The organism is Novosphingobium sp., assembly GCF_019748365.1.
Lineage (GTDB): Bacteria > Pseudomonadota > Alphaproteobacteria > Sphingomonadales > Sphingomonadaceae > Novosphingobium.
Genome location: NZ_JAIEPN010000025.1, coordinates 18,044 through 38,714 on the forward strand (window position 1 = coordinate 18,044; position 20,671 = coordinate 38,714).

Here is a 20,671-nt window from a genome sequence, read left to right on the forward strand (position 1 = left end):
GGTCAGCCCTGGCCCTGCTGAACCCGCGCGCCGCCGTCGAGCATGCCGCTGATCATGTCACCCATGTAGACATGCGGCTTCGGATAGGCCGCGCGGCTGTGCGTGAGGCCCAGCGAAAGCGCCGCCTCGACCAGCTTGTAGGTGAGCGGGCCGGGGTTGATCAGCGGCACCGGCAGGCGCTCGGCGAGCCAGGCGTGGCTCTGGTGCATCGTGGTGGAGCCGAGGCAGATCGCCTGCGCGCCATCTTCGACGCATTGCAGAGCGCTTTCCAGCAGCTTGGGGAACACATCTTCCTCCTTGCCGCCAAGGAGGTTTGAAACGTCGGGAGCAATGTTGGGCGAGCGAACCGAGACGCACTTGTCTTCCAGCCCGTATTCCCGCAGCGTCTTGGTGTAGAGGCCCTTCCAAGGTGCCCACTGCGTGAGCACCGAGAAATTGTTGGCAAACATCAGCGCGGTGAGGAACGAGGCCCGGCCCGGTGAGATGACCGGAATATCCAGCACCGAGCGCAGCGCGTTCATGCCGGAATCGCTCATCGTGTCGATGCAGACCGCGTCATAGCCGTCTTTTTCCGCGCTGAGCCCGGCCTCGAAGATCGAGATATCGGCGAGCACGTAATCGTGGTGGCTGTCATAGAGCGCGGGCGCGGCCTTGACCGGCTTGTAATCGAACGTGATCCCCGGCCCCAATTGCACGGAATCGAGCTGTGCCTTGCGGTTGGCCACGCCTTCCTCATCGAGCGGAAACGGAACGATCACCAGAACGCGCTTGTCTGCCATGGCGGGATCCTCATTGGGCGCAGTGCACCGGCACCGGGTTTGCCTCGTGGGTGAACTATGCTAGCTTGCTTGCCAATGGTCCAGACCAATAATCCACTCCCCACGATTTGAACGACCGACGGATTGTCCACGATGTCCAGCCTGCCCATCCCGCGCTACCGGGAAATCGCCGATCGCATCCAGGGCGAGATCGCATCGGGCAAATGGCCGGTGGGCGAAAAGCTGGCCCCCGAGCAGGTGCTCGCGAGCGAATACGACGTCAGCCGCTTCACCATCCGCGAGGCGATGAGCCGGCTTGAGGAGAGCGGCCTGATCAGCCGGCAGCGGCGGCGGGGCACGATCGTGACCGCGCAGCACCCGGTGGAGCAGATGGTGCAAAAGCTCGGCTCAATGGACGAATTGCTGCAATATGCCCCGCAAACCCGGCTGAAGCCGATCCGCACCACGATTGTGGAAGCCGATGTCGCGCTGGCGCAGATGCTGCCCTGTTCGGTGGGCACGCCCTGGGCGCGGATCGAGACCATCCGGCTGGAAGCGAAGCGCAGCCCGGTCTGCTGGAGCGACATTTATGTGCCCGCCGAATTTGCCGAAGTGGCCGAACGCATCGGCAAGGATTCGACGCCGGTGTTCCAGCTGATGGAGCAGCTCCACGGCATGCAGGCGGTCGACATCAACGCGGAGCTGTTCGCGGGTTCGCTATCCCAGCGCAAGGCCGAGGCGCTGGATGTTGCCCCAGGCAGCCCGGCGCTGATCATCGTGCGGCGCTACCGCGATCGCACGGGGCGTCTGTTCGAAGTTTCGGTCAGCGAACACCCTGCCGGCCGCTTTTCCTATTCGGTCGATCTCAAACGCAAGGAAGGAAGCCTCGCGGCGCCATGACGGAAGAATTCACCACCATGGCGCAGATCAAGGGCGGCCCGATCATCACCACCATGCCGATCCGCAGCTTCCTGTTTGCCCCCGCCAATCACCCGCGCAAGGTGGAGAAAGTCTTCGCAAGCGGCGCGGATGCGGTGATCCTCGATCTGGAAGATGCCTGCGCCGCTTCGGAAAAGGCTGCGAGCCGGGCGACGGCGGTGACCGCGCTTTCCGCTCCACGCAAATGCCTTGGTTATGTGCGGATCAACGCTGCCGATACCGAATGGTGCCTGCGCGATCTCGACGGCGTGATCGGGCCCTGGTTGGACGGCATCGTCGCGCCCAAGATCGAAAAGCCGGAGGAGATCGTGCTGATCGACTGGCTGATCGCCCAGTTCGAACGCGAGCGCGGCCTGCCCATCGGCCGGATCGACCTGATGCCGATCATCGAAACCGGCGCGGGCCTCCATGCGCTTGATGCGATCATTGCGGCGGGCACCCGGATCAAGCGCATCTCGTTCGGCGCGGGCGATTTCACGCGCGACATGCGGATGAAATGGAGCGCCGACGAGGCCGAGCTTGCCTATGCGCGCGGCAGGCTGGTGCTGGCCTCGCGCGTGGGCGGGCTGGAAGCGCCGATTGATACGGTGCACATCGATCTGGCGGATGAGGAGAGCTTTGCTGCCTCGGTGGTGACCGGCGTGAAGTTCGGGTTTCAGGGCAAGCTGCTGATCCATCCGCAGCAAGTCATGCTGACCAACCGCTCGTTCATGCCGAGCGAGAAGGAAATCGCGCGCGCCCGCAAGATCGTCGAGGCGTTCAACGCAGCGGAGAATGCCGGTTCCGCCTCGATCAAGGTCGATGGCTATTTCGTCGATTATCCCATCGTCGAGAAGGCGCAGCAGGTGCTGGCGCTGGCAGCGCGGCTCTAGAGCACTTTCCGACCAATCTGGCTCATCGTGATTGCGTCAGGAAGCTTCTCGGCAAGGAGCGCCGCGCAGTGCGGGCTGGTAGCCCGTGCCAGCGGCGCGACGCTGCCTGAGTCTCATTGGCCGAGGGGCTTCCTGACGCGACCCCGAAGGGGCGGGCCGCTTTTGGCCCATCGCAGCTTTGATCGTCGGTCACTATGGGCAAGCATAGCTCCCTCCTCTCGCCTCGCGCTGGGCCAAAATCGGCTCCGTCACGGTGAGCCAGATTGGTCGGAAAGTGCTCTAACCCAGCCAATCCGCCAGCACGGCATCGCTATCCGCACCCAGCGCGCGGCCGGCCCAGCGGATGGCACCGGGGGTTTCACTGAGGCGGGGGCAGACGGCGGGAAGCGTCAGGTCCCCGGCGCGCTCGTCCTCTATGCGCACAAGGTTGCCGCGTGCGGCATATTGCGGGTCCTCGAAAATCTCGTCGATGCCGTAGACGGGGCCGCACGGCACTTGCCCGGCTTCGCAGGCGGCGAGGACTTCATCGCGCGTCATCCCGCTTGTCCAGTGGCTGACGAAGGCGTCCACTTCGGCACGGCGCGCCTCGCGCTTCCCGATTGTGCCGTAGATGCCCTCGCCGGTCACATCCATGCGGTCCATGATGGCGGCGAGGCGGCCGAATATCTTGTCGTTGGTGCAGGCAATCGCCACCCATTTGCCGTCCTTGGTCGGGTAGTGGCTGTGCGGCACGGCATTGACGGTGCCGGCCCCCATCCGCTGCCGCACGAAGCCGCTGCGGGCATAGGCGGGCGCCAGTTCGTCGAGCAGGCGGAACGTGCCTTCATAGAGCCCGAGATCGATGATCTGCCCGCGCCCGGTTCTCTCCCGCACGTGCAGCGCGGTGAGCACGCCCAGCGCGGCATAGACGCCGGTGAGATAGTCCGAGAGCGTGGCCGTGCCGGGCGAGGCGGGCGGCGCATCCGGCTCGCCGCAGAGGAAGGATATGCCGCTGAAGGCATTGGCAATACGGCCGAAACCGGGGCGGTCGCTATAGGGCCCGGTCTGGCCATAGGCGGTGACGCGGGCGATGATCAGGCGCGGGTTGAGCGCCTGCAGCACATCGGGCCCGATCCCCCAGCGCTCGAGCGTGCCGGGCTGGAAGTTCTCCACCAGCACGTCTGCCTTGGCCGCAAGCCGGCGCAGCGTCTCGGCGCCTTCGGGGGTGCGCAGATCCAGCTCGATCGAGCGCTTGTTGCGCCCCTCGCTCAGCCAGACGAGCGTGTCGCCAGCCTCGGTCGGCGTGCCGAACTTGCGGACCGGATCGCCGCTGCCGGTCAGCTCGACCTTGACCACGTCGGCGCCGAATTCGGCGAGGTAGGTCGCGCAATAGGGCCCCGCGATGAAGGTTGCCAGATCGAGCACCTTGAGGCCTGCGAAGGCCCCTTCAGGCAGGGTTTCGGGGGGCATTTCATGCACTTTCTATTGGTCCAGACCTTTTTCCCGCGTAAGGGAATGGCAGACGGCCATCAAGGCTGAATGTTGTGCACTGAAGGGGAGCCTGTCGCCGTGCTGATGTCCGCCGAAGCCTATCGCGAATCGCTGCGCAGCCTTGCCCCGCGCGTCTATGTCGGCGGCGATCTGGTTGCCTCGGTGGCGGACGAGCCCCGGCTGGAACCCGGCATCAATGCGGTGGGGCTGACCTACGATTTCGCGCTCCTGCCCGAATCCGCGAAAGTCATGGTCACGACGGGGCTTTCGGGGGATCCGGTCAACCGTTTCCTTGCGATCAATCGCAGCCGCGAGGACCTGCTCGACAAGCTGGAGGCGGTGCGCCTGACGTGCCAGTATGGCGGCTGCACCCAGCGCTACCTGACCCACGATGCATTCAACGGTCTGTGGGAAGCAACCTGGCGGATCACGCAGCGCGTCGGGGGCGAGAGCCACGACCGGCTCAAGGCCTATATCGCCCATGCGCAGGCGAACGACCTCGCGATCGGCATTGCCATGACGGACGGCAAGGGCGACCGTTCGAAGCGCCCGTCGGAACAGGTCGAGCCGCTATCCTATGTCCATGTGCGCGAGCGGCGGGCGGACGGGATCGTGATTGCCGGGGTCAAGGCCATCGTGACCGGCGCGCCCTATATGCACGAGTTTCTGGTGCTGCCGTGCCGCCGGATGCGCCCCGAGGACCGCGACTTTGCCGTGGCCTGTGCCGTGCCGATCGACGCGCCGGGCGTGACCGTGGTGTCGCGCCCCGCTGGCCGTCCGGGCAACGCGGCGGCCAAGTTCAGTGCCAAGTTCGCGCAATCGGTCGCGGCGGTCCATTTCGACGACGTTTTCGTGCCGTGGGACCGCGTGTTCATCGATGGCGAGACTGAAGAAGCGCACCTGATGACCACCAACTACGCCTCGCACCACCGCCACAGCTGCATCGGCGCGCGGGCGGGCTTTGGCGATCTGCTGATCGGTGCGGGCGCTTTGATGATGGAGGCGAACGGGCTGGAGCTCGACCGGATCGCCCACCTCAAGGACAAGATGGTCGAGCTGATCAAGATCACCGAAGGCTTCTATGCCTGCGGGGTCGCCGCCTCGACCTTTGGCGAGGAAGACGCGGCGGGCAATTTCCGGCCCGAGCAGATCTATTCCAACATCGGCAAACTGCTGCTGGCGAACCAGATTTACGACATGCACCGGCTGGCGCACGAGGTTTCGGGCGGGCTGGTCGTGGGCCTGCCGAGCCCGGAGGAAGACCACAATCCCGCCACCGCGCCGATGATCGAGAGCCTGCTGCGCGGGCGGCCCGATGTGCCCTATGCCCACCGCGCCAACGTCGCGCGGTTTATCGAGGACCTCACCGCATCGGAAACGGGCGGCTGGTATTCGGTGATCAGCCTGCACGGCGGCGGATCACCCGAGGCGATGAAGATGGAGATCCTGCGCAATTATCCGGTGCAGGACCGCAAGGAACTGGTGCAGGCGCTGCTCGATCGCGGCGCGCTCGATCTGGGCAAAGGCCCCGCGCGCGACAAGCAGCCGGGCCGGTGCTGCACCAAGGGCTGCGCGGAATAGCGGCTCAGCGCGGGCGCACGGTTGCCATCGGAAGGTTGGAAACCCGCGCCATTTCGCCGCTTGCGAACAGGCCGGGATCAGCCAGATAGGCCCGGGCCATCGGCATCGCGTCGAGGCCCCAGAACAGCTCATCCCCGATCGCCAGCGTCGGCACGCCATAGACGCCTGCCGCCACTGCGGCTTCGGTGTTGGCGCGCAGCCGGTCCTTCACCTGCGGTTCGTTCGCGGCCTCCAGCGGCACGCCGAGTGCTTCGGCGAGGGCCGCCGCCGTCTCAGGGCTTTCCGGATCGCGCCCCTCGCCCCACACCAGCCAGAACGCGACCGCCGCATCGGCCGCGCTCAATTCGCGCACGCAGAGCAGCCGCAGCAGCGTGAGCGGATTGAACGGGTGAGCCGGCGGCGCGCGGAACGGAATGCCCCGCTCGTCCGCGATCCACTGCACGATGCGGTAGGTCTGCGTGCGCTTGGCCGGGATCTCGGCGGGGCCGAGGTGGCCGAACGCCTTCAGCAAGCCGGCAAAGAGAACCGGACGAAACGTGACCTTATGCTCATCGCACAGCGCCTCGATCTCCGGGATGGCGAGCGCCGCAAAAGGCGAGATGACATCGAAATACCAGACAAGCGCCCGGTCCGATGGCTGCCCCGGCTCCATCAGAACGGGATCGCGCGGTCTGGCTGCGGCAGGATCGTGGTGCGCAGCATCAGCCGCTCGTGCTCGCCGTCAAAGTCGTCGCGGCGGTGCATCGTGCAGGCGTTGTCCCACAGCAGCGCATCGCTCACGCGCCAATCGTGGCGGTAGACGAACTCCTCCCGTGCGGTCCAGGCGAACAGCTCATCGAGCACCGCGCGGCTTTCGTCATCGGGCAAGCCATTGATCTTGATCGTCATACCCGGGCAGACATAGAGCGCGCGCCGCCCGCTGTAGGGGTGCGTGCGCACCAGCGGATGCACGATATCGGGCGTGAGGCTCTTCTGCTTGGCGTTCGTATCGGTCGAATACATCCGGTTGAACGCGACATAGGACTGCACTGCGGTGCGCCCGTCGATCACATCCTTGAGATGGCGCGGCAGGCGGGCATAGGCGGCGGTCATATCGGCAAAATGCGTGCCGCCACCCGTGGGCGGAATCTTCACCGAAAAGAGCAGCGAGGCGATCGCGGGCTTGGGCAGGTAGATCTGGTCGAAATGCCAGCCCACTTCGCCATCGGCCAGCGCGCCGGTGGGCTTGCCGTTTTCCCGGATGTTGGTGATCTGCAGCAGTTCGGGATGGGTCTTGTTCAGCCATTCCTCGCGCAAATGGATCTCGAGCGGACCGATCATGCTGCTGAAGCCGATGAGGTCTTCCTTCTCGACCTGCTGATCGCGGAACAGCAGGACTTCATAGCGCAGCCACAGCGCCTTGATCTCGTTGAAGACCTCCGGGTCCATATCGCGCGAAAGCGTGACGCCGAGCACTTCGGCGCCGAAGGTTTCGGCCAGCGGCCTGACTTCGAGTGATTTTGCAACCATGTCCTGTCCCTGTCAGCCCAGGTTGGTCGTCTGGGCAATTTCCGCAATGATTTCGTCGGTGCTGGCGACGCGGCCCCACAGGCGGCGGAAGGTGGCCTCGTAGGCCTCCTGCATCAGATCGCTGCAGGTGCCCGAGGCATCCGAGGCGAGGACCACGCCAAAGCCGCGATCGGCCGCTTCCTGCCCGGTCATGCCCACGCAGTTGTTGGTCGAAACGCCGGTCACGATGATTTCGCGGATGCCTTTGGAGGTGAGGTGCGCGCCGATCCCGGTGGAGGCAAACGCGCCCATCGTCACCTTGTTGAACACCGGCTCGCCCGGCAGCGGCTTCAGCGCGTCGACGATTTCGTGCTCGCGCGTGCCGGCGTGGTTGTTGGTCGCGGTGAAGAACGGCACCATGTGGCGCGGGGCATCGCTGTAGTCCGGCCGCTCGCTGCCCACCGTCACGTGAACGATATGCGTGCCGTTGGCGCGGAACGCGGCCAGCATCCGGCCGATATTGGGGATGAGCAGGTCATCGATCCGATCGAACCGGTAGGCCGCGCTGTCGAGCGTGCCCTGGCTGGCGAGCAGCGCGCCAAGCCCATGTTCGCGACTGCCGCTGGCATATTGCATATCCACCACCACCAGCGCCGTGGTGCGCGCGCTCATCGGGACAGGGACGGTGAAGCCTTCAACGTAGCTCGACATCGCGCAGCCAGCCTTTCCTGGTTCCGGCCTTTCATTGGTCCGGACCTTTTCCTAACACCGCCTTGACAAGCGGTGCAATAGGAAGAACCATGAGCCGAAAGGAAACTGGCCATGAAGCTGTTCTATTCGCCCTTCCACACCTTCGTGCACAAGGTGCTGGTGACCGCGCACGAGTGCGGACACTGGGACAATCTGGAGCGGATCGCGACCTTCCCGTTCAAGAACAACGCCGGCGAGGATTGCGGCGACAGCTACGATATCAGCCCGCTCAATCCTCTGGACAAAGTGCCCACGCTGGTCACCGATGATGGGCAGGTGATCTTCGCCAGCCAGGCGATCTGCGAGTATTTCGACAGCACCGCGACCGCACGGAAGATGTATCCCGCGCCGGGGCCCAAGCGCTGGGATGCGCTGCGCCGCCTTTCGCTTTCGGACACGATTTTCGAAAGCACCGTGCAGATGGTGATGGAGCAGTGGAAGCCCAAGGAACAGTGGAACCTCGGCCTGTTCGAATGGCTCTGGCCCAAGTTCATCGCCGGGCTCGATTCGCTGGAGCGCGACGCACAGGCCGGATGGGACGAGTTCGACGTCGGCCATGCTGCCATGCTCCATGCGATCAGCTATCTGGGCTTCCGCGCCGAGTTCTATGAAGCCAAGGACCCGATCCACCCCAACTTCGCCTGGCGCGAGGGGCGCCCGGCGCTTTCGGCGTGGTTCGACGAAGCGATCCAGCGGCCTTCGGTGCAATCGCACTACAACAAGCCGTTCGAAGGCGATGACAGCGCGGCTGCGTGCCAAGCCGCCGTTGCCGCGTGCCTCGCGCTGCGGGCATGATCGACCTCTATTACTGGCCGACGCCGAACGGCCACAAGATCACGGTCGCGCTGGAGGAAATGGGGCTTCCCTACACGGTGAAGCCGGTCAATATCCTTGGCGGCGAGCAGCATACGGCCGACTTCGCCGCGCTCAGTCCCAACACGCGCATTCCGGCCATCGTCGATCATGACGGGCCGGGCGGCGCGCCGCACAGCGTGTTCGAATCCGGCGCGATCCTGATGTACCTCGCGGAGAAATCCGGCCAGTTCTGGCCCGCTGATGCCGCCGCGCGGTCCGATGTGATCCAGTGGCTTTTCTTCCAGTGCGCCAATGTCGGCCCGATGTTCGGCCAGTGCGGCCATTTTCGCGGCTATGCGCCCGAGCGCATCGAATACGGCATCAACCGCTACTGCGGCGAGACGGTGAAGCTCTACGGTGTGATGGACCGGGTGCTGGGCACGCGGGCCTATCTGGCAGGCGCCGATTATTCGCTGGCCGACATGGCGACCTACCCGTGGTGCGCGCCGAAGATCCGCGAACTTCACGCCATCGACATTGCCGATTTTCCCAACGTGAAGCGCTGGGTGGGCGAGATCGAGAGCCGGCCTGCCGTGCAGCGCGGGATGGCCGTGCTGGGCGACGTGATGAAGATCGGCAACCCCGACGAGACGGCCCGCGCGGCCTTGTTCGGCAAGCCATAGTTCCACTGGAGGAGTTCACAATGAGCGAATGGCAAGAGGCGGGACCGGGGCAGACAGCTCTGCCTTATCCCTACTACATAGACATCGTGACGAAGCGCTACTTCGATGGCGTCGACAACAAGGCGATGGATCAGGTCCTCGATTGCTTCACCGAAGACGCGATCCTGACCGAGGTGACCTCGAACACCGTCCACAACGGCAAGGCTGCGATCCGGGCCATGTTCACCAAGCTCTTCGCCGACTTTTCGGACATCTGGCACGGCAATTTCGTCCACACCGCGGACCCCGCCAGCAATTCGGTCTGCTCGCAGTTCACCGTGCTGATCACCCCGCATGGCGGCGATGAACTGCGCTACGAGAACTGCAACCGCTTCTATCTGAAGGGCGACAAGTTCCACCGGGTCTATGTCTACATGAGCGGCGACAACCTGCTCAAGGAAGGGGACGCCTGATGCAGTACGAACCCACTCTCAGCCGCGCCGAGCTGATCGAGCTTGCCACGCAGAAGTACTTTGCCAGCGTGGACCGCAAGGACATCGAGGCCGCGCTCGATTGCTTCCATGAAGAAGCGCTGTTCTGCGTGCAGACCGAGTTTACCCGCCACGCGGGCAAAGCCGCGATCCGCAAGATGTTCGAAGGCTTCATGGGGGCCTACGAAACCATCGTGCACAAGGACTTCACCTGCACAGTGGACGAGAAGAACGGGCGCATCACCGCCAGCTTCGAAGCGGTGCTGACCGCTGCGGACGGCAGCGTGACGCGGCTGTTCAACACCAATTTCTGGCGCATCCGCGATGGGAAGTTCCAGGAAGTCTACGTCTATTTCAGCGGGGCCAACGTCCTCGTCTGACGGTGTGAGGGAGCGGCGATGATGACCGGGACAACTGCCACTTCGCCGCTCCTCGGGCGCACCGCGCTCATATCGGGCAGTTCTTCGGGCATCGGCGCGGGGGTGGCGGCGGCCTTCGCCCGCGCCGGGGCGGCCTATGTCGTCATCAACTATCCGGTGGAAGCAGAAGCCGCTGCCGCCGAGGCCGTGGCCGAACAGGTGCGCAGCCTTGGCGCAAAGGCGCTGGCGGTACAGGCCGATGTTTCCGATGAGGGCGAGGTGGCGCGCCTCGTTGCTGCGGCTTTCGAAGCGGCAGGGCAGATCGACATTCTCGTCAACAATGCCGGGATCGGCCATGGCGACACGGTCGAGGAAATGCCCGTCGCAACATGGGACCGGGTGATCGGCGTGCACTTGCGCGGCACGTTCCTCCTCACCCATGCGGTGCTGCCGGGGATGTATGCCAATGGATTTGGCCGGATCATCAACACCGCCTCGCAGCTCGCCTACAAGGGCGCGCCGGGGCTTTCGGCCTACACGGCGGCCAAGGGCGGGATCATCTCGTTCACCCGCTCGCTCGCGCTGGAAATCGGTAGCCGCAACGTGCGCGCCAATTGCGTGGCCCCGGGGGCGACGCGCACGCCGATCCTCGATGCCGTACCGGCCGACGTGCTGGAGGCCATCCGCGCCGGCATTCCCGTCGGCGATCTGGCCGATGTTGCCGATATCGTGCCGTCCTACGTCTTCCTCGCCAGCGAGGCCGGGCGGCACTATCAGGGACAGGTCCTCAGCCCCAACGGGGGCGATCACTTCCTGTGATGGCGCGCTCTCCGGGTTTCCCCGGAGAGCGCCATATCAACCGCCCGCGACGACCTCTTCGATCACGGCGGCATAGGGTTTGGTATCGGCTGCGCGCTGCTCCAGTTCCTCGCGCTCCTGGTGGATGATGCGCAGCACCGTATCGAGATAGGTATCGCGCCAGGCATCGCGCTCGGCGCGCACCGCGCTATCAGGCTTGTAGGCATCGACGGCGGCGCGGGTGGGTGCCACGCCCGCCTCGGCCAGCCGTTCGATGGTGTCGATCCGGTCGCGCAGCACCGCCACCTCGCCCGCCAGCGCCAGCGTGATCGCCAGCGTCTTGTCGATGGCGGGATCGGCGAAATACTGCGGCCGCTCGCCGCGCGCCTTCTTCTGCAAGGTTACATGTTCGGCCATCACGCTGTTCCTTACTTCTGCACGCCCCAGAGCCACCAGGCCCCGCCACCGCCGAAGTCGCCGCCCTGGAACACCTTGGTCCGCCGCTCGGTCGCCTCGAAGGCGCTCGGCTGGTAGGCCTCGAACGCCTTTGCCGGATCGAAGCCGGTTTCCGCCGCGATCTCGGTTGCGACCAGCTCGTGGCTGGCACCCCAATAGGGCTCGTTGTTGTTGCGCGTATCCCAATCGAGCATGAACGCGTCATAGGCCGGAAGATCGCGGTAGGGCGGCGTTTCGGCGTGAACCACCAGGCCGCCCGGGGTGAGCAGGCGGTTGCACTCCTTCATGATGCGCCGCATTGCCGCGTTGCTGGTTTCGTGGACCAGAATGTGGCTGACGATCAGATCGAAGAAGCCGTCCTCGAAATCGGTGCTTTCCGCGTTCTGCTGGCTGAAGTGCACCGGCTTGCCCATCGATTGTGCGCGGGCATGGGCATAGCGCAGCACCGGTGCGCCGACATCGATGCCGTAGACTTCGGCATCGGGGAAGGCATCGCAATAGCTCAGGGTCGAGTGGCCGACAGTGCAGCCCATATCGAGAATGCGGCGCGGCTTGAAATCGGGGTGGTTCTCCTTGATCCACGCGATCGTGGTATCGCCGATATCGCTGTTGAGCGGCCCCATGCGGCCCATCGCGTAGATGTAGACGGCGGTATCATAGACCGCGCCATTGGCGACATCGTCCGCGGTGAATTCGGTGTGATAGCCGCCCGGCATGCAGTGGATGTCGACGCCGCGGTGATACTTCGGAATTTCAAGATCGGGGTTCAGGCGCAGGGTGCCTTCGGCGGCGGCGCCCTTGCCCGCTGCTGCGATCAGATCGGGCAGCTGGCGCTCTACCGGGATCTGCACCGACTTCCACATCATCTCCTGGCTGTTGCGCTGCATCGCGCTCCAGAAGGCGAAATAGGGGTCCTCGCTCATTGCCTTGCGGATTTCGGCGTAAGTCTGCGGCTCGGCTCCGGTCGCCTTGGTGTAGGCCGGCTTGGCGCGCGCTTCATAGGCATCGTGGTTGCCGAGCGAGACCTTGGAGGCGAGGTGGAACTTGAGGCTCTTCACAAACTCCTGACGCGAAAACTCGTCGGAGGTCGTCTGCGGCAGCACGCCGTGGCGGAATTGGGTGGTCAGATCCTGTGTGGCAGTCATGACTTCCATCCTTTGGTAAGTTCAAACGAGAACGTTAGACCGAGATTTCCTGCAAAAACGACGCCAGTCCAGCAGCAAAATTGGCAGCATCGAGATCGGGTTCGAAATTGGCCCCGTCGACCGGCAACACGCGTGCATCGGGGCGCATTTCGGCCGCGCGGCCGAGATAGGGGTGCAGCACATCGTCCGGCGCGGCGGCGATCATCATCGGCACCTTTATGTCCATGTAGAACGAGGGGAAATCCTGCCCCCAGACCGCGCTATAGCTCTTCACCCGGCCGATATAGGCGCGCATCTGATCGCACATTTCGCGGTGGATCAGCTGCGGATCGGCATGGGCACCGAGCTGGCGCAGATATTCCCAGTTCTCAAGCAGATAGCTGCCCGAAACGACGGGCGAGAACGGCACGCCATAATACTTGGAGAACTCGACGCGCTCCTCCGCCGTGAGCGGCACTGGCCCGATCATCGTGAGCGAGGCGACGAGGTCCGGCTGGCGCGCGGCAAGCTCCACCCCGATGCACGAACCGGTGTGATGGCCGACGACATGGCACTTCGTGATGCCGAGCGCACGCACCGCCTCGCCCAGCCAGCCGACATATTCGGTCATTGAGGGATAGTGATCCTCGGGCACATCGAATGATCCGCCAAAGCCGGGGGTATCAAGCGCGTGCATCGGCCACTGCCCCTTGAGCAGCTGCATCGTCTTCAGCCACATCTGGCCTGAGCTGGCGGTCTGGTGGAAGAACACCACCGGAATCCCTTCTCCCGCCATGCTGCGAACGTGGATCTGCCCGCCACTGGTATCGACATAGCTCTTGCGAACGCCTGCTTCGCTCATCGCGTCAGTTCCTGCACTTGAGCAGCGGCATGACCCGCTCGCCAAAATCGGTGATCCCGCCGACGAAATCGGGCCAGCTGAAGAGCATGCCGTCGATGCCGGTCTCGGCAGCGATCTCGTCAATCCGCAGCGCCAGTGTTTCCGGGCTGCCCGCCAGCACCGGAATGCCCATGAACGCCATGTTGCCTTCCTCGAGCCCGAGCGAGAGACCGGACTTGAGGCGTTCGGCGATCCCGCCCGCATTGGTGTCCATCGCCGCGCTCGCCATGATGTTGGCGATGGCGCCGTGATCGGCCCCGGCGATGATCGCGTCTGCCTGTGCTCTGGCCTCGGCATCGGTGCGCGCGACGATCATGTGCATCAGCGCATAAGTGCCCACCTTGCGGCCATGCGTCGCGGCGGCGGCGTGGACATTGGCGACGATCGACTTGAGCGCTTCGGGATGCGCGATGACGAAGTTCTGATCGCCCATCTCGGCGGTGAAGGCGATGCCCTTGGGGCTCTGCCCGGCGCAGACGATGGGGATCTCGCGGCCCGGCTGCGGATAGACGCTGCAGCCATCCAGCGAGAAGAACTCGCCCTTGAACGAGGTCTCGCCCGTCCGCCAGAGGTCCTTGAGGACGGTCAGGTATTCACGCGCATAATCATAACGCCGATCGAAGTATTCATCCCCGCGCCAGAGGCCCATCTGGGTATATTCGGGCTTGTTCCAGCCGGTGACGATGTTGAGCCCGCAGCGCCCTTCGCTCACATCGTCGATGGTGGCGATCATCCGGGCGACGACGGGCGGATGCGCACTGAGCAAGGTGACGCTGGGGAACAGCCCGATCGTCTTGGTATCGGCGGCCAGCGCCGCCATCAGGGTGAAGCTTTCGAGGCAGGCGTCCCAATAGCCGGTCTCGCCGCCGAAGCCTTTGAACTTCATCATCGAGAGCACGAAATCGAGCCCCAGCCGCTCGGCTTCCTGCGAGATGGCCTTGTTGTGCTGGTAGGTCGGCAGATAGACCGGGCTACCCTTGGAGGGGATATAGCCGTTGCTGCCATTGGGAAGGAAAACACCGAACTTCATGCCAACGACTCCGATGTCTCAACAATGCATCCGTTACAGCCCGAGCGCTCCGGGGTTCATCAGCCGCTCGGGGTCCACCACGGCCTTCATGCCGGCCACCACTTCGCCCAGTGCGGCGTTGTTCATGATCTCGCGGTAGGGGTAGTACTTGCCAATCTGGAGGTGCAGGCCGCCAAGCTCGTCAAACAGGTTGCGCAGTTCGTCACGCAGGCCGAGCGCGACCGCGCGGCGGGCTTCGTTGGCCGGAATATCGCGCCACTTGTCGGCAAACTCCGGCTCGATCAGCGAAAGGCGGAATTCGCCCAGCTCATCATGCCAGTAGAAGCTCGGCTCGATCACGAATTCGGGGCCGGAGAAGCAGGTCAGGTAGCTGGTCTTGATGCCCCAATGTTCCATCAGCGCCTTGCGCTCCGCCAGGAAGCGCTCGGTCGCCTGCGCCGCCGGAATGGCGCGCGACAGCGGGAAATAGCCGTGGACGGGAATCCATATCTCGCCCTGCGAGCCGAGCAGGATGGTGCGGACCCCGCCAAACGGGGCATTGCGGAACACCGTCGGGATGGAATTGGCCATCTCGGTCCCGCCCTCGTCGGCGCAGATTTCGGCGGCCAGATCAGTGTGTTCGGCTGCCACCACTTCGGTCAGCGCATCAAGCGTCATGTGCAGCGAATAGGGCACGTTGCGGAGGATCTTCTTGCCGCCCAGCGCCACCCGCGCTGCGTTTTTGAGCCCCTTTAGGCCACCTTTTCGCGCAATCTTGCCGACGAGCGAGAGCCCTTCCTCGAAGGTGATGCCCTGATTTTCGAACCCGGCGTTGTAGTAGGGATCAAAGCCATAGCATTCCGACGCAATGCCAAGCCGCGCGATCCGGACTTGCGCCGCCAGCATCGCCTCGAGCGTATCGAACTTGTACGAGAGATAGCCCGTGTGGCCGGCCGTGCGCACCAGCCGCAGCGCCGCGACCGCCTTCACCCCCATCGCGCCGGTATCGGCGGTGAACAGCCCGGTGACGTCAGGGCCGAAATGCCGCCAGAACGGGGTCGAGTTCTTGTGCGCCCAGCTGCCCGTGGTCAGCAGGCTGCCATCGGCCAGCACGACCTTGAGCCCGATGACCGTCTGCGCTGCGGTGCCACCGGTTCCGGAGCCGTGAAAGAGGCTGTTCTGCGAGAGCGCGCCGCCGACCGTGGCATAGGCGCCCGAGAGCGGGCCCCAATAGGGCGTGCGCACACCATGCGGCGCCAGCGCCTCGTGCAGGTCCTTCCAGGTGCAGCCGGTTTCGACGATCACGTACATGTCGTCGGCATTGATCTCGATCACGCGGTTCATCTTGCGCATGTCGATCAGCACGCTGCGCGCGCGCTCGGGCGTATAGCCGCTGGTGTAGCTCATCCCGCCTCCGCGCGGGACGACGGCATAACCGGCGCGGGTGGCAACGCCCACCGCATCGGCGAGCGCTTCGACACTGGCCGGCTGCAGCACCATCGCGGCCACTTCATGCGGGCGGAAGCTGAGATCCTGAGAATAGAATTCGCGGCTGGCATCATCGAGCAAGACATTGTCGCGGCCAAGAATTTGCCGGAGTTGCTCGATGGTTGCGCCGTCCGCGGCGTGATCACCGCCAATGGTTTCGCCGGATTGATCCTGCAGACTCGCCGCCACGCCAACCTCCCTCGTCCTGTTGAGAAAAATGTATACGACCTTCACCAAAGTGCAAGTTTCAATCCCGCTATCCGGTCATCTTTGTGCACATTTCGCATCAATCTGCGCGAAGCGGTCTTGCTGCGGCGACCCTTGAGATGCATCCTGCGGGCTGCGACAGTCCCCCTGACAGCAGATCGAAAGGATACCCGTCATGCGAGCAGCTTTGGTTTCCGGCGCCGGTATCGGGATAGGCGCAGCCACCGCGAAGATACTCGGGCGCGAGGGCTATCATGTCTTCGTCAGCGACATTCTGGCGGACGAAGGCGAGGCCGTGGCGGAAGAGATCCGGCAAGCGGGAGGCTCGGCCGAATATGTCGCGCTCGATGTCAGCGATACCGCTGCCTGCGAGGCGGTGATTGCGGATATCGATGCGCGGTTCGGAGGGCTCTCGGCACTGGTGGCCAATGCCGGCATCGCGCCGCGCGCCGCCTATCCGATCCTGACCGACGAGAAGTGGGACGAGGTTCTGAACGTGAACCTGAAGGGCCAGCTGCGGCTGATCCGCGCGGCCGCGCCGGCGATGAGCAAGCGGCAGGAAGGGGCGATCGTGTGCGTTTCGTCCATCGCCGGGGCGGTCGTCGGCTGGGACGATCACTGGCACTATTCCGCCGCCAAGGCCGGGATCACCGGCATGGTCAAGGCAGCGGCCTGCGAGCTCGCCAAGGCGAACGTGCGGGTCAATGCCGTGGCGCCGGGCTTCATCCGAACGGCGCAGATCCTCTCGGAGGAAAACTCGCTGGGGCCCGAGGGCCTTGCGGCAGCTGAAACGACAGTTCCGCTGCGCCGCGCCGGGCATGCCTCGGAAATCGGGGAAGTGATCGCCTTCCTCCTCTCCGACAAAGCCAGCTACGTGACCGGGCAGACGATCGTGGTGGACGGCGGCCTCACCGTAGCGCTCTGAAACCGACCAGCGCCGGCTCCGCAAGGGGCACAAAAAACCGGGCCATGCAGCGATGCATGGCCCGGTTCTTTTTCAGATCGGTCGTTCAGATCAGAACTTGAACGTCCCTTCGACGCCGATGGTGCGCAGCGCACCCGGAGCAACGAAGGCACCGCCGAATTCCGGCGCAACGATCACTTCCTGCAGGAAGCGCTTCTTGGTCACGTTGTTGGCGAACGCCACCAGCGACCAGTGATCGCCCTTGAGACCGCCGCGCAGGTTGAGGATGCCGTAAGCATCGCGGCGGCTGTTGGTGTAGTTCGCGCCCAGGCCGAAGATGGTCGGAACGTTGTTGTTTTGCACGGTGTGGAAGAAGGTCGGGCCGGTCAAGCGATAGTCGGCGCGCAGCAGCAGGCCGAGGCTGTCGGTGATCGGACCATCATACTGGGCACCGAGGTTGACCGTGTACTTCGACGTGGCCGGAGCCTCGTTGCCCACGGTGTAGGGACGAGCCGAGTTCTTCTTGATCTCGCTGTCGGTGTAGTTGGCCGAACCGAACACGGTGAAGCCCTTGGCGATGCGCGCGTTGAACGAACCTTCGACGCCCTTGAAGGTTACCTTGTCGATGTTGGAAACGACGCGGAGCAGACCGAAGGGACCGACGAAGAATTCGAAGAACTGCGAATTGCGCACGTTGGTGTAATAGCCCGCGAGTTCGAAGGTGACGCCCGGCGCGATCGTGCCCTTGATACCGGCCTCCCACGCGCTCGAGATTTCCTTCTTGTAGTCATCGAAGATCGTCAGACCAGCGCCGATGCCCGCGTTGAAGAAGCCGTTGACGATGGCAGCCGAACCGGCGTTGTTGAACCCGCCCGTCTTGAAGCCGATGCCCCAGTTGGCGAACAGGTTGATGTTGTCAGTCGCCGCGTAGCTGATCGAGATCTTCGGCTGGAAGTGCTTGTAGGTCTCCTCGCGCGGCGAGAGCACGCCGCTCGGGTTGTAAGCCGGATCGAGGCCGGGGTTGAGATAGTAGTTGGCGGGCGTGGTCGCGGTGCCGTTCGGATTGCCCGTCAGTACGTTGCCCACCCAGCGCGTCAGACGGCCGGTCGGGATGCCGTTCTGCGTGCTGCGCTGCTCGATATCGTAACGGCCGGCAAAGCTGAGCTTCAGCTTGTCGGTCGGCTTGTATTCGAGCGAACCGAAGAACGCGTAGACGTTGGTCTTGAAGGTATCCTGGGCCAGAGCCTCGGTCCGGTTGCGCGGATCGGTGGTGTAGCACTCGCGGATCACGCCCTGGCCGGTGTCGACGCCGAGGTTGTTGCAGTTGAAGCGGTCAATGTAGAGATAGTAGCCGCCAAGCGACCAGTTGAGCCCGCCACCAGCATCGCCGGCAATGCGCACTTCGGCCGAGATGTCCTTCTGGTTGCGCCGCTGATACTGCGAACCATCGCAGGTGACCGGCGAGTAGGGATTCAGGAAGACAGCCGGATTGCCGAGATCGACCCCGAACGGCGCCTGGACCGGGAAGCCCTTGAGCGCGGCGGCAGTGGCAATGCAGGTGCTCTCGTTGTTGAAGAACCCGAAGGTGCCGCTGGTGCCGTCCGCGAAGAAGTCGTTCTTGGTGTTGCTGTACGAGACGTAGCTGGTGAGCTTGATCGAATCGGTCAGGGTCTGCGACAGGCGCAGCGAGGTTTCGAACGACGACTGGTTGTTTTCCGGGTTGATGTTGCGCGCGAAGACGAACTGGTGCTTGTTCGCGTCGATGTTGAAGACCGGCGCATTGAAAGCGGCGGCAAGGCCGGGCAGCTGGAAGATCGCGTTGAAGCCGATCGCCGACCCCTTCAGCTTGCTGTAGCGCGCCTTGAGGTCGAGTTCGGTGTCGTTGCTCGGCGAGTAGAGCAGGCGACCGTTGATGTTCCAGCGCTGGTTGTCGTCGACCGAAGCGGCGATGCCCTTGCCCTGGTTGGGATAGGTGCTGGCATAGAGCGGGCTACTCTGGAAGATGTCGCGGTAGAAGCCGTCGGTGGTGGCATATTCGCCGTTGATCACGAACCCGAGGTTCGAGCCGAGCGGACCGCTGACCACCGCAGCCCCGTTGAAGGTGTTGTTGTTCGCGGCCGAAGCGCGGCCCGAAACTTCAAGCTTGTCACCAGGCTTCTTGGTGGCGATCACGATCGCACCGGCAACCGCGCTGCGGCCGTAATAGGCGCCCTGGGGGCCCTTGAGGATTTCGATCTGGGTCAGCGCGCCCTGATCCTGCGCGAGCAGCGCGGTGTTCGACTTCAGCACGCCGTCGACGACGAGTGCGACGTTGTTCTCACCGTCGCGCGCGCCGTTGATGCCGCGGATCGCGATCTGGGTGTCGCCCGCCTCGACCACGCCGGCGACGATGGTGACGCCCGGCGTCAGCTGGACATAGTCCGCCGCAACGCGCGCGCCGGTGTTGGCAATCGCGGCTGCCGTGATGACGGTGACGGAGGCCGGCACGTCCTTGAGCTTTTCGTCCTCACGCCGTGCGGTAACGACGATCTCGTCCGAGACAGCAGCCGCCTGCGGCGCTTCCTGAGCATGGACGGACATCGGCGCAAGCACGGATGCGGCAACCGAGCTCAGGATCAGATACTTGGTCTTCCTCATGTTAACCCCCTGGTTGTCCCTGATTTTCAATGATTGTAATGCCCGATTATGGTTTCAGGCGTTCCCTCTGCGAATTCCTGCATCATTGCCGACCTGCGGCGCCGGAAAGGCCTTCTTGCTGTGCGACAGGCCGAGCTGGACCAGCAGCTCGGCCTGCTTGTAGGCAATCAGACCCGGATTGATCACCGGGATCGGCAGGTTCTGCGCGAGCCAGTGCGCGGACTGGTGCATCGTCGTCGATCCGAGCACGATCACATCTGCGCCGTCTTCGGCCATGGCTGCTTCCGCCTCGGCCTTGAGCTTGGCGAAGACAACGTCTTCTTTGCCGTCTAGCAGTTCGGCGAGGTCCGGGCGCGTCTTGATCGAGCGCAGGCCCGAGCAGCGCGGCCAGAAGCCGTATTCCGTCAGCGTCTTTTCGTAGAGCGGGAACCATTCGTCCCACATCGTCAGCACGCTGAACTTCTTGCCGAGCATCATCGCCGCGTGAAAGGCACACTCGCCCGGCCCCACCACCGGGATCGAGAGGCGCGAACGCAGCGCGCGCAGGCCGGAGTCGCTGACCGTATCGATGACCACGGCAGAATAGCCTTCCGCTTCGGCATCGATCCCGGCCTGGAACACGGTCCAATCCATCAGCATCATGTCATGATAGGAATCGCCGAGTGCGGCGCCCCACTTGACGGCAACGAATTCGGGGCTGAATCCGGGCGTAATGACGTCCGGCGAAAGCTGAGCGGCGCGATTGGCGACCCCGGCTTCGTCCATCGGTATGGGAACGATGACTTTTATGCGGTGTTCAGCCACGTGACATTGCACCCCGGAGAGTTGCGATAGACGGAGCCTAATGTATACAATGACACTCGGTCAAGCATCAGGAGCAAGAAAGAATGTCGCGCGCGTCTGACAGGGCCTACGAGATGATCCGCGACATGATCCTTTCCGGGGACTTGCCCTCTGGGGCAAAGATCGGCGAGGAGGCGCT

21 protein-coding genes are annotated in these 20,671 nt (G+C 64.0%); 9 read left to right on the top strand and 12 right to left on the bottom strand.

The features are described from left to right. Positions 1-2 precede the first annotated feature (2 nt). Positions 3-779 carry an aspartate/glutamate racemase family protein gene (locus tag K5Q19_RS03815; RefSeq protein ID WP_292941361.1) on the bottom strand — a complete coding sequence of 259 codons (777 nt, stop codon included), beginning with the start codon at positions 777-779 and terminating at the stop codon, positions 3-5. Between the two features lie 132 nt (positions 780-911). Between K5Q19_RS03815 and K5Q19_RS03820 the strand changes: the two genes are divergently transcribed. Together K5Q19_RS03820 and K5Q19_RS03825 are read left to right on the top strand one after the other, a co-directional pair. Next, on the top strand, positions 912-1,658 hold the full coding sequence (locus K5Q19_RS03820) for a GntR family transcriptional regulator (protein WP_292941363.1): 747 nt from the start codon (positions 912-914) through the stop codon (positions 1,656-1,658). Beyond that, positions 1,655-2,569 (top strand): CoA ester lyase, encoded by a 915-nt coding sequence (locus K5Q19_RS03825; RefSeq protein WP_292941365.1) that lies wholly within the window; start codon positions 1,655-1,657, stop codon positions 2,567-2,569. Before K5Q19_RS03820 ends, K5Q19_RS03825 begins: the two co-directional genes overlap by 4 nt. A 279-nt stretch (positions 2,570-2,848) precedes the next feature. On the opposite strand, the gene K5Q19_RS03830 is transcribed toward K5Q19_RS03825, so the two are convergent. Beyond that, positions 2,849-4,018, bottom strand: coding sequence for a CoA transferase (locus K5Q19_RS03830; protein ID WP_292941367.1), 1,170 nt, complete (start codon positions 4,016-4,018; stop codon positions 2,849-2,851). A 105-nt stretch (positions 4,019-4,123) separates the two neighbouring features. Between K5Q19_RS03830 and K5Q19_RS03835 the strand changes: the two genes are divergently transcribed. Next, complete coding sequence (locus K5Q19_RS03835; RefSeq protein WP_292941403.1) at positions 4,124-5,620, top strand: 4-hydroxyphenylacetate 3-hydroxylase N-terminal domain-containing protein; 1,497 nt, start codon at positions 4,124-4,126, stop codon at positions 5,618-5,620. A 4-nt stretch (positions 5,621-5,624) separates the two neighbouring features. Here the strand turns inward: K5Q19_RS03835 and K5Q19_RS03840 are convergent, their stop codons facing one another. From K5Q19_RS03840 to K5Q19_RS03850, 3 genes are read right to left on the bottom strand one after another with little or no spacing between them, the layout of a single operon-like run. Beyond that, positions 5,625-6,272 (bottom strand): 2-hydroxychromene-2-carboxylate isomerase, encoded by a 648-nt coding sequence (locus K5Q19_RS03840; RefSeq protein ID WP_292941369.1) that lies wholly within the window; start codon positions 6,270-6,272, stop codon positions 5,625-5,627. Continuing rightward, on the bottom strand, positions 6,272-7,129 hold the full coding sequence (locus tag K5Q19_RS03845) for a TauD/TfdA family dioxygenase (protein WP_292941371.1): 858 nt from the start codon (positions 7,127-7,129) through the stop codon (positions 6,272-6,274). The genes K5Q19_RS03840 and K5Q19_RS03845 overlap by 1 nt, the downstream gene beginning before the upstream one ends. 12 nt (positions 7,130-7,141) lie before the next feature. Further along, positions 7,142-7,819, bottom strand: a complete 678-nt coding sequence (locus tag K5Q19_RS03850) for an isochorismatase family cysteine hydrolase (RefSeq protein WP_292941373.1) — start codon at positions 7,817-7,819, stop codon at positions 7,142-7,144. Positions 7,820-7,930: 111 nt separating this feature from the next. On the opposite strand from K5Q19_RS03850, the gene K5Q19_RS03855 reads away from it, so the two are divergent. Genes K5Q19_RS03855 through K5Q19_RS03875 form a run of 5 tightly spaced genes read left to right on the top strand, consistent with a single transcriptional unit; the run spans position 7,931 to position 10,984 of the window. Then, entirely contained in the window at positions 7,931-8,653 is a 723-nt protein-coding gene (locus tag K5Q19_RS03855; RefSeq protein ID WP_292941375.1) for a glutathione S-transferase family protein, read from the top strand. After that, complete coding sequence (locus K5Q19_RS03860) at positions 8,650-9,336, top strand: glutathione S-transferase N-terminal domain-containing protein (protein WP_292941377.1); 687 nt, start codon at positions 8,650-8,652, stop codon at positions 9,334-9,336. Before K5Q19_RS03855 ends, K5Q19_RS03860 begins: the two co-directional genes overlap by 4 nt. Before the next feature lie 20 nt (positions 9,337-9,356). Beyond that, on the top strand, positions 9,357-9,788 hold the full coding sequence (locus K5Q19_RS03865; RefSeq protein ID WP_292941379.1) for a nuclear transport factor 2 family protein: 432 nt from the start codon (positions 9,357-9,359) through the stop codon (positions 9,786-9,788). Continuing rightward, positions 9,788-10,186: a nuclear transport factor 2 family protein gene (locus K5Q19_RS03870; protein WP_292941381.1), complete on the top strand. Its 399-nt coding sequence runs from the start codon at positions 9,788-9,790 to the stop codon at positions 10,184-10,186. The genes K5Q19_RS03865 and K5Q19_RS03870 overlap by 1 nt, the downstream gene beginning before the upstream one ends. A gap of 21 nt (positions 10,187-10,207) precedes the next feature. Then, on the top strand, positions 10,208-10,984 hold the full coding sequence (locus tag K5Q19_RS03875) for an SDR family oxidoreductase (RefSeq protein ID WP_292941383.1): 777 nt from the start codon (positions 10,208-10,210) through the stop codon (positions 10,982-10,984). 36 nt (positions 10,985-11,020) lie between these two features. On the opposite strand, the gene K5Q19_RS03880 is transcribed toward K5Q19_RS03875, so the two are convergent. Genes K5Q19_RS03880 through K5Q19_RS03900 form a run of 5 tightly spaced genes read right to left on the bottom strand, consistent with a single transcriptional unit; the run spans position 11,021 to position 16,130 of the window. Further along, positions 11,021-11,380, bottom strand: a complete 360-nt coding sequence (locus tag K5Q19_RS03880; RefSeq protein ID WP_292941385.1) for a hypothetical protein — start codon at positions 11,378-11,380, stop codon at positions 11,021-11,023. An 11-nt stretch (positions 11,381-11,391) separates the two neighbouring features. After that, positions 11,392-12,564, bottom strand: a complete 1,173-nt coding sequence (locus K5Q19_RS03885) for a class I SAM-dependent methyltransferase (protein WP_292941387.1) — start codon at positions 12,562-12,564, stop codon at positions 11,392-11,394. Between the two features lie 34 nt (positions 12,565-12,598). After that, complete coding sequence (locus K5Q19_RS03890; RefSeq protein ID WP_292941389.1) at positions 12,599-13,405, bottom strand: alpha/beta fold hydrolase; 807 nt, start codon at positions 13,403-13,405, stop codon at positions 12,599-12,601. Between the two features lie 4 nt (positions 13,406-13,409). Next, complete coding sequence (locus K5Q19_RS03895; RefSeq protein WP_292941391.1) at positions 13,410-14,474, bottom strand: LLM class flavin-dependent oxidoreductase; 1,065 nt, start codon at positions 14,472-14,474, stop codon at positions 13,410-13,412. A 33-nt stretch (positions 14,475-14,507) separates the two neighbouring features. Next, positions 14,508-16,130: an FAD-binding oxidoreductase gene (locus tag K5Q19_RS03900; protein WP_292941393.1), complete on the bottom strand. Its 1,623-nt coding sequence runs from the start codon at positions 16,128-16,130 to the stop codon at positions 14,508-14,510. A gap of 193 nt (positions 16,131-16,323) precedes the next feature. On the opposite strand from K5Q19_RS03900, the gene K5Q19_RS03905 reads away from it, so the two are divergent. After that, on the top strand, positions 16,324-17,073 hold the full coding sequence (locus K5Q19_RS03905) for an SDR family NAD(P)-dependent oxidoreductase (RefSeq protein WP_292941395.1): 750 nt from the start codon (positions 16,324-16,326) through the stop codon (positions 17,071-17,073). Between the two features lie 90 nt (positions 17,074-17,163). Here the strand turns inward: K5Q19_RS03905 and K5Q19_RS03910 are convergent, their stop codons facing one another. Next, positions 17,164-19,689, bottom strand: coding sequence for a TonB-dependent receptor (locus K5Q19_RS03910; RefSeq protein ID WP_292941397.1), 2,526 nt, complete (start codon positions 19,687-19,689; stop codon positions 17,164-17,166). Positions 19,690-19,743: 54 nt separating this feature from the next. After that, complete coding sequence (locus tag K5Q19_RS03915) at positions 19,744-20,493, bottom strand: aspartate/glutamate racemase family protein (RefSeq protein ID WP_292941399.1); 750 nt, start codon at positions 20,491-20,493, stop codon at positions 19,744-19,746. Between the last annotated feature and the right edge of the window lie 178 nt (positions 20,494-20,671).

What these genes read in the sequence shown, in the direction of transcription:
- K5Q19_RS03815 (WP_292941361.1), bottom strand. Translation starts at nt 779, where the DNA reads ATGGCAGACAAGCGCGTTCTGGTGATCGTTCCGTTTCCGCTCGATGAG.
- K5Q19_RS03820 (WP_292941363.1), top strand. Translation starts at nt 912, where the DNA reads ATGTCCAGCCTGCCCATCCCGCGCTACCGGGAAATCGCCGATCGCATC.
- K5Q19_RS03825 (WP_292941365.1), top strand. Translation starts at nt 1,655, where the DNA reads ATGACGGAAGAATTCACCACCATGGCGCAGATCAAGGGCGGCCCGATC.
- K5Q19_RS03830 (WP_292941367.1), bottom strand. Translation starts at nt 4,018, where the DNA reads ATGCCCCCCGAAACCCTGCCTGAAGGGGCCTTCGCAGGCCTCAAGGTG.
- K5Q19_RS03835 (WP_292941403.1), top strand. Translation starts at nt 4,124, where the DNA reads ATGTCCGCCGAAGCCTATCGCGAATCGCTGCGCAGCCTTGCCCCGCGC.
- K5Q19_RS03840 (WP_292941369.1), bottom strand. Translation starts at nt 6,272, where the DNA reads ATGGAGCCGGGGCAGCCATCGGACCGGGCGCTTGTCTGGTATTTCGAT.
- K5Q19_RS03845 (WP_292941371.1), bottom strand. Translation starts at nt 7,129, where the DNA reads ATGGTTGCAAAATCACTCGAAGTCAGGCCGCTGGCCGAAACCTTCGGC.
- K5Q19_RS03850 (WP_292941373.1), bottom strand. Translation starts at nt 7,819, where the DNA reads ATGTCGAGCTACGTTGAAGGCTTCACCGTCCCTGTCCCGATGAGCGCG.
- K5Q19_RS03855 (WP_292941375.1), top strand. Translation starts at nt 7,931, where the DNA reads ATGAAGCTGTTCTATTCGCCCTTCCACACCTTCGTGCACAAGGTGCTG.
- K5Q19_RS03860 (WP_292941377.1), top strand. Translation starts at nt 8,650, where the DNA reads ATGATCGACCTCTATTACTGGCCGACGCCGAACGGCCACAAGATCACG.
- K5Q19_RS03865 (WP_292941379.1), top strand. Translation starts at nt 9,357, where the DNA reads ATGAGCGAATGGCAAGAGGCGGGACCGGGGCAGACAGCTCTGCCTTAT.
- K5Q19_RS03870 (WP_292941381.1), top strand. Translation starts at nt 9,788, where the DNA reads ATGCAGTACGAACCCACTCTCAGCCGCGCCGAGCTGATCGAGCTTGCC.
- K5Q19_RS03875 (WP_292941383.1), top strand. Translation starts at nt 10,208, where the DNA reads ATGACCGGGACAACTGCCACTTCGCCGCTCCTCGGGCGCACCGCGCTC.
- K5Q19_RS03880 (WP_292941385.1), bottom strand. Translation starts at nt 11,380, where the DNA reads ATGGCCGAACATGTAACCTTGCAGAAGAAGGCGCGCGGCGAGCGGCCG.
- K5Q19_RS03885 (WP_292941387.1), bottom strand. Translation starts at nt 12,564, where the DNA reads ATGACTGCCACACAGGATCTGACCACCCAATTCCGCCACGGCGTGCTG.
- K5Q19_RS03890 (WP_292941389.1), bottom strand. Translation starts at nt 13,405, where the DNA reads ATGAGCGAAGCAGGCGTTCGCAAGAGCTATGTCGATACCAGTGGCGGG.
- K5Q19_RS03895 (WP_292941391.1), bottom strand. Translation starts at nt 14,474, where the DNA reads ATGAAGTTCGGTGTTTTCCTTCCCAATGGCAGCAACGGCTATATCCCC.
- K5Q19_RS03905 (WP_292941395.1), top strand. Translation starts at nt 16,324, where the DNA reads ATGCGAGCAGCTTTGGTTTCCGGCGCCGGTATCGGGATAGGCGCAGCC.
- K5Q19_RS03910 (WP_292941397.1), bottom strand. Translation starts at nt 19,689, where the DNA reads ATGAGGAAGACCAAGTATCTGATCCTGAGCTCGGTTGCCGCATCCGTG.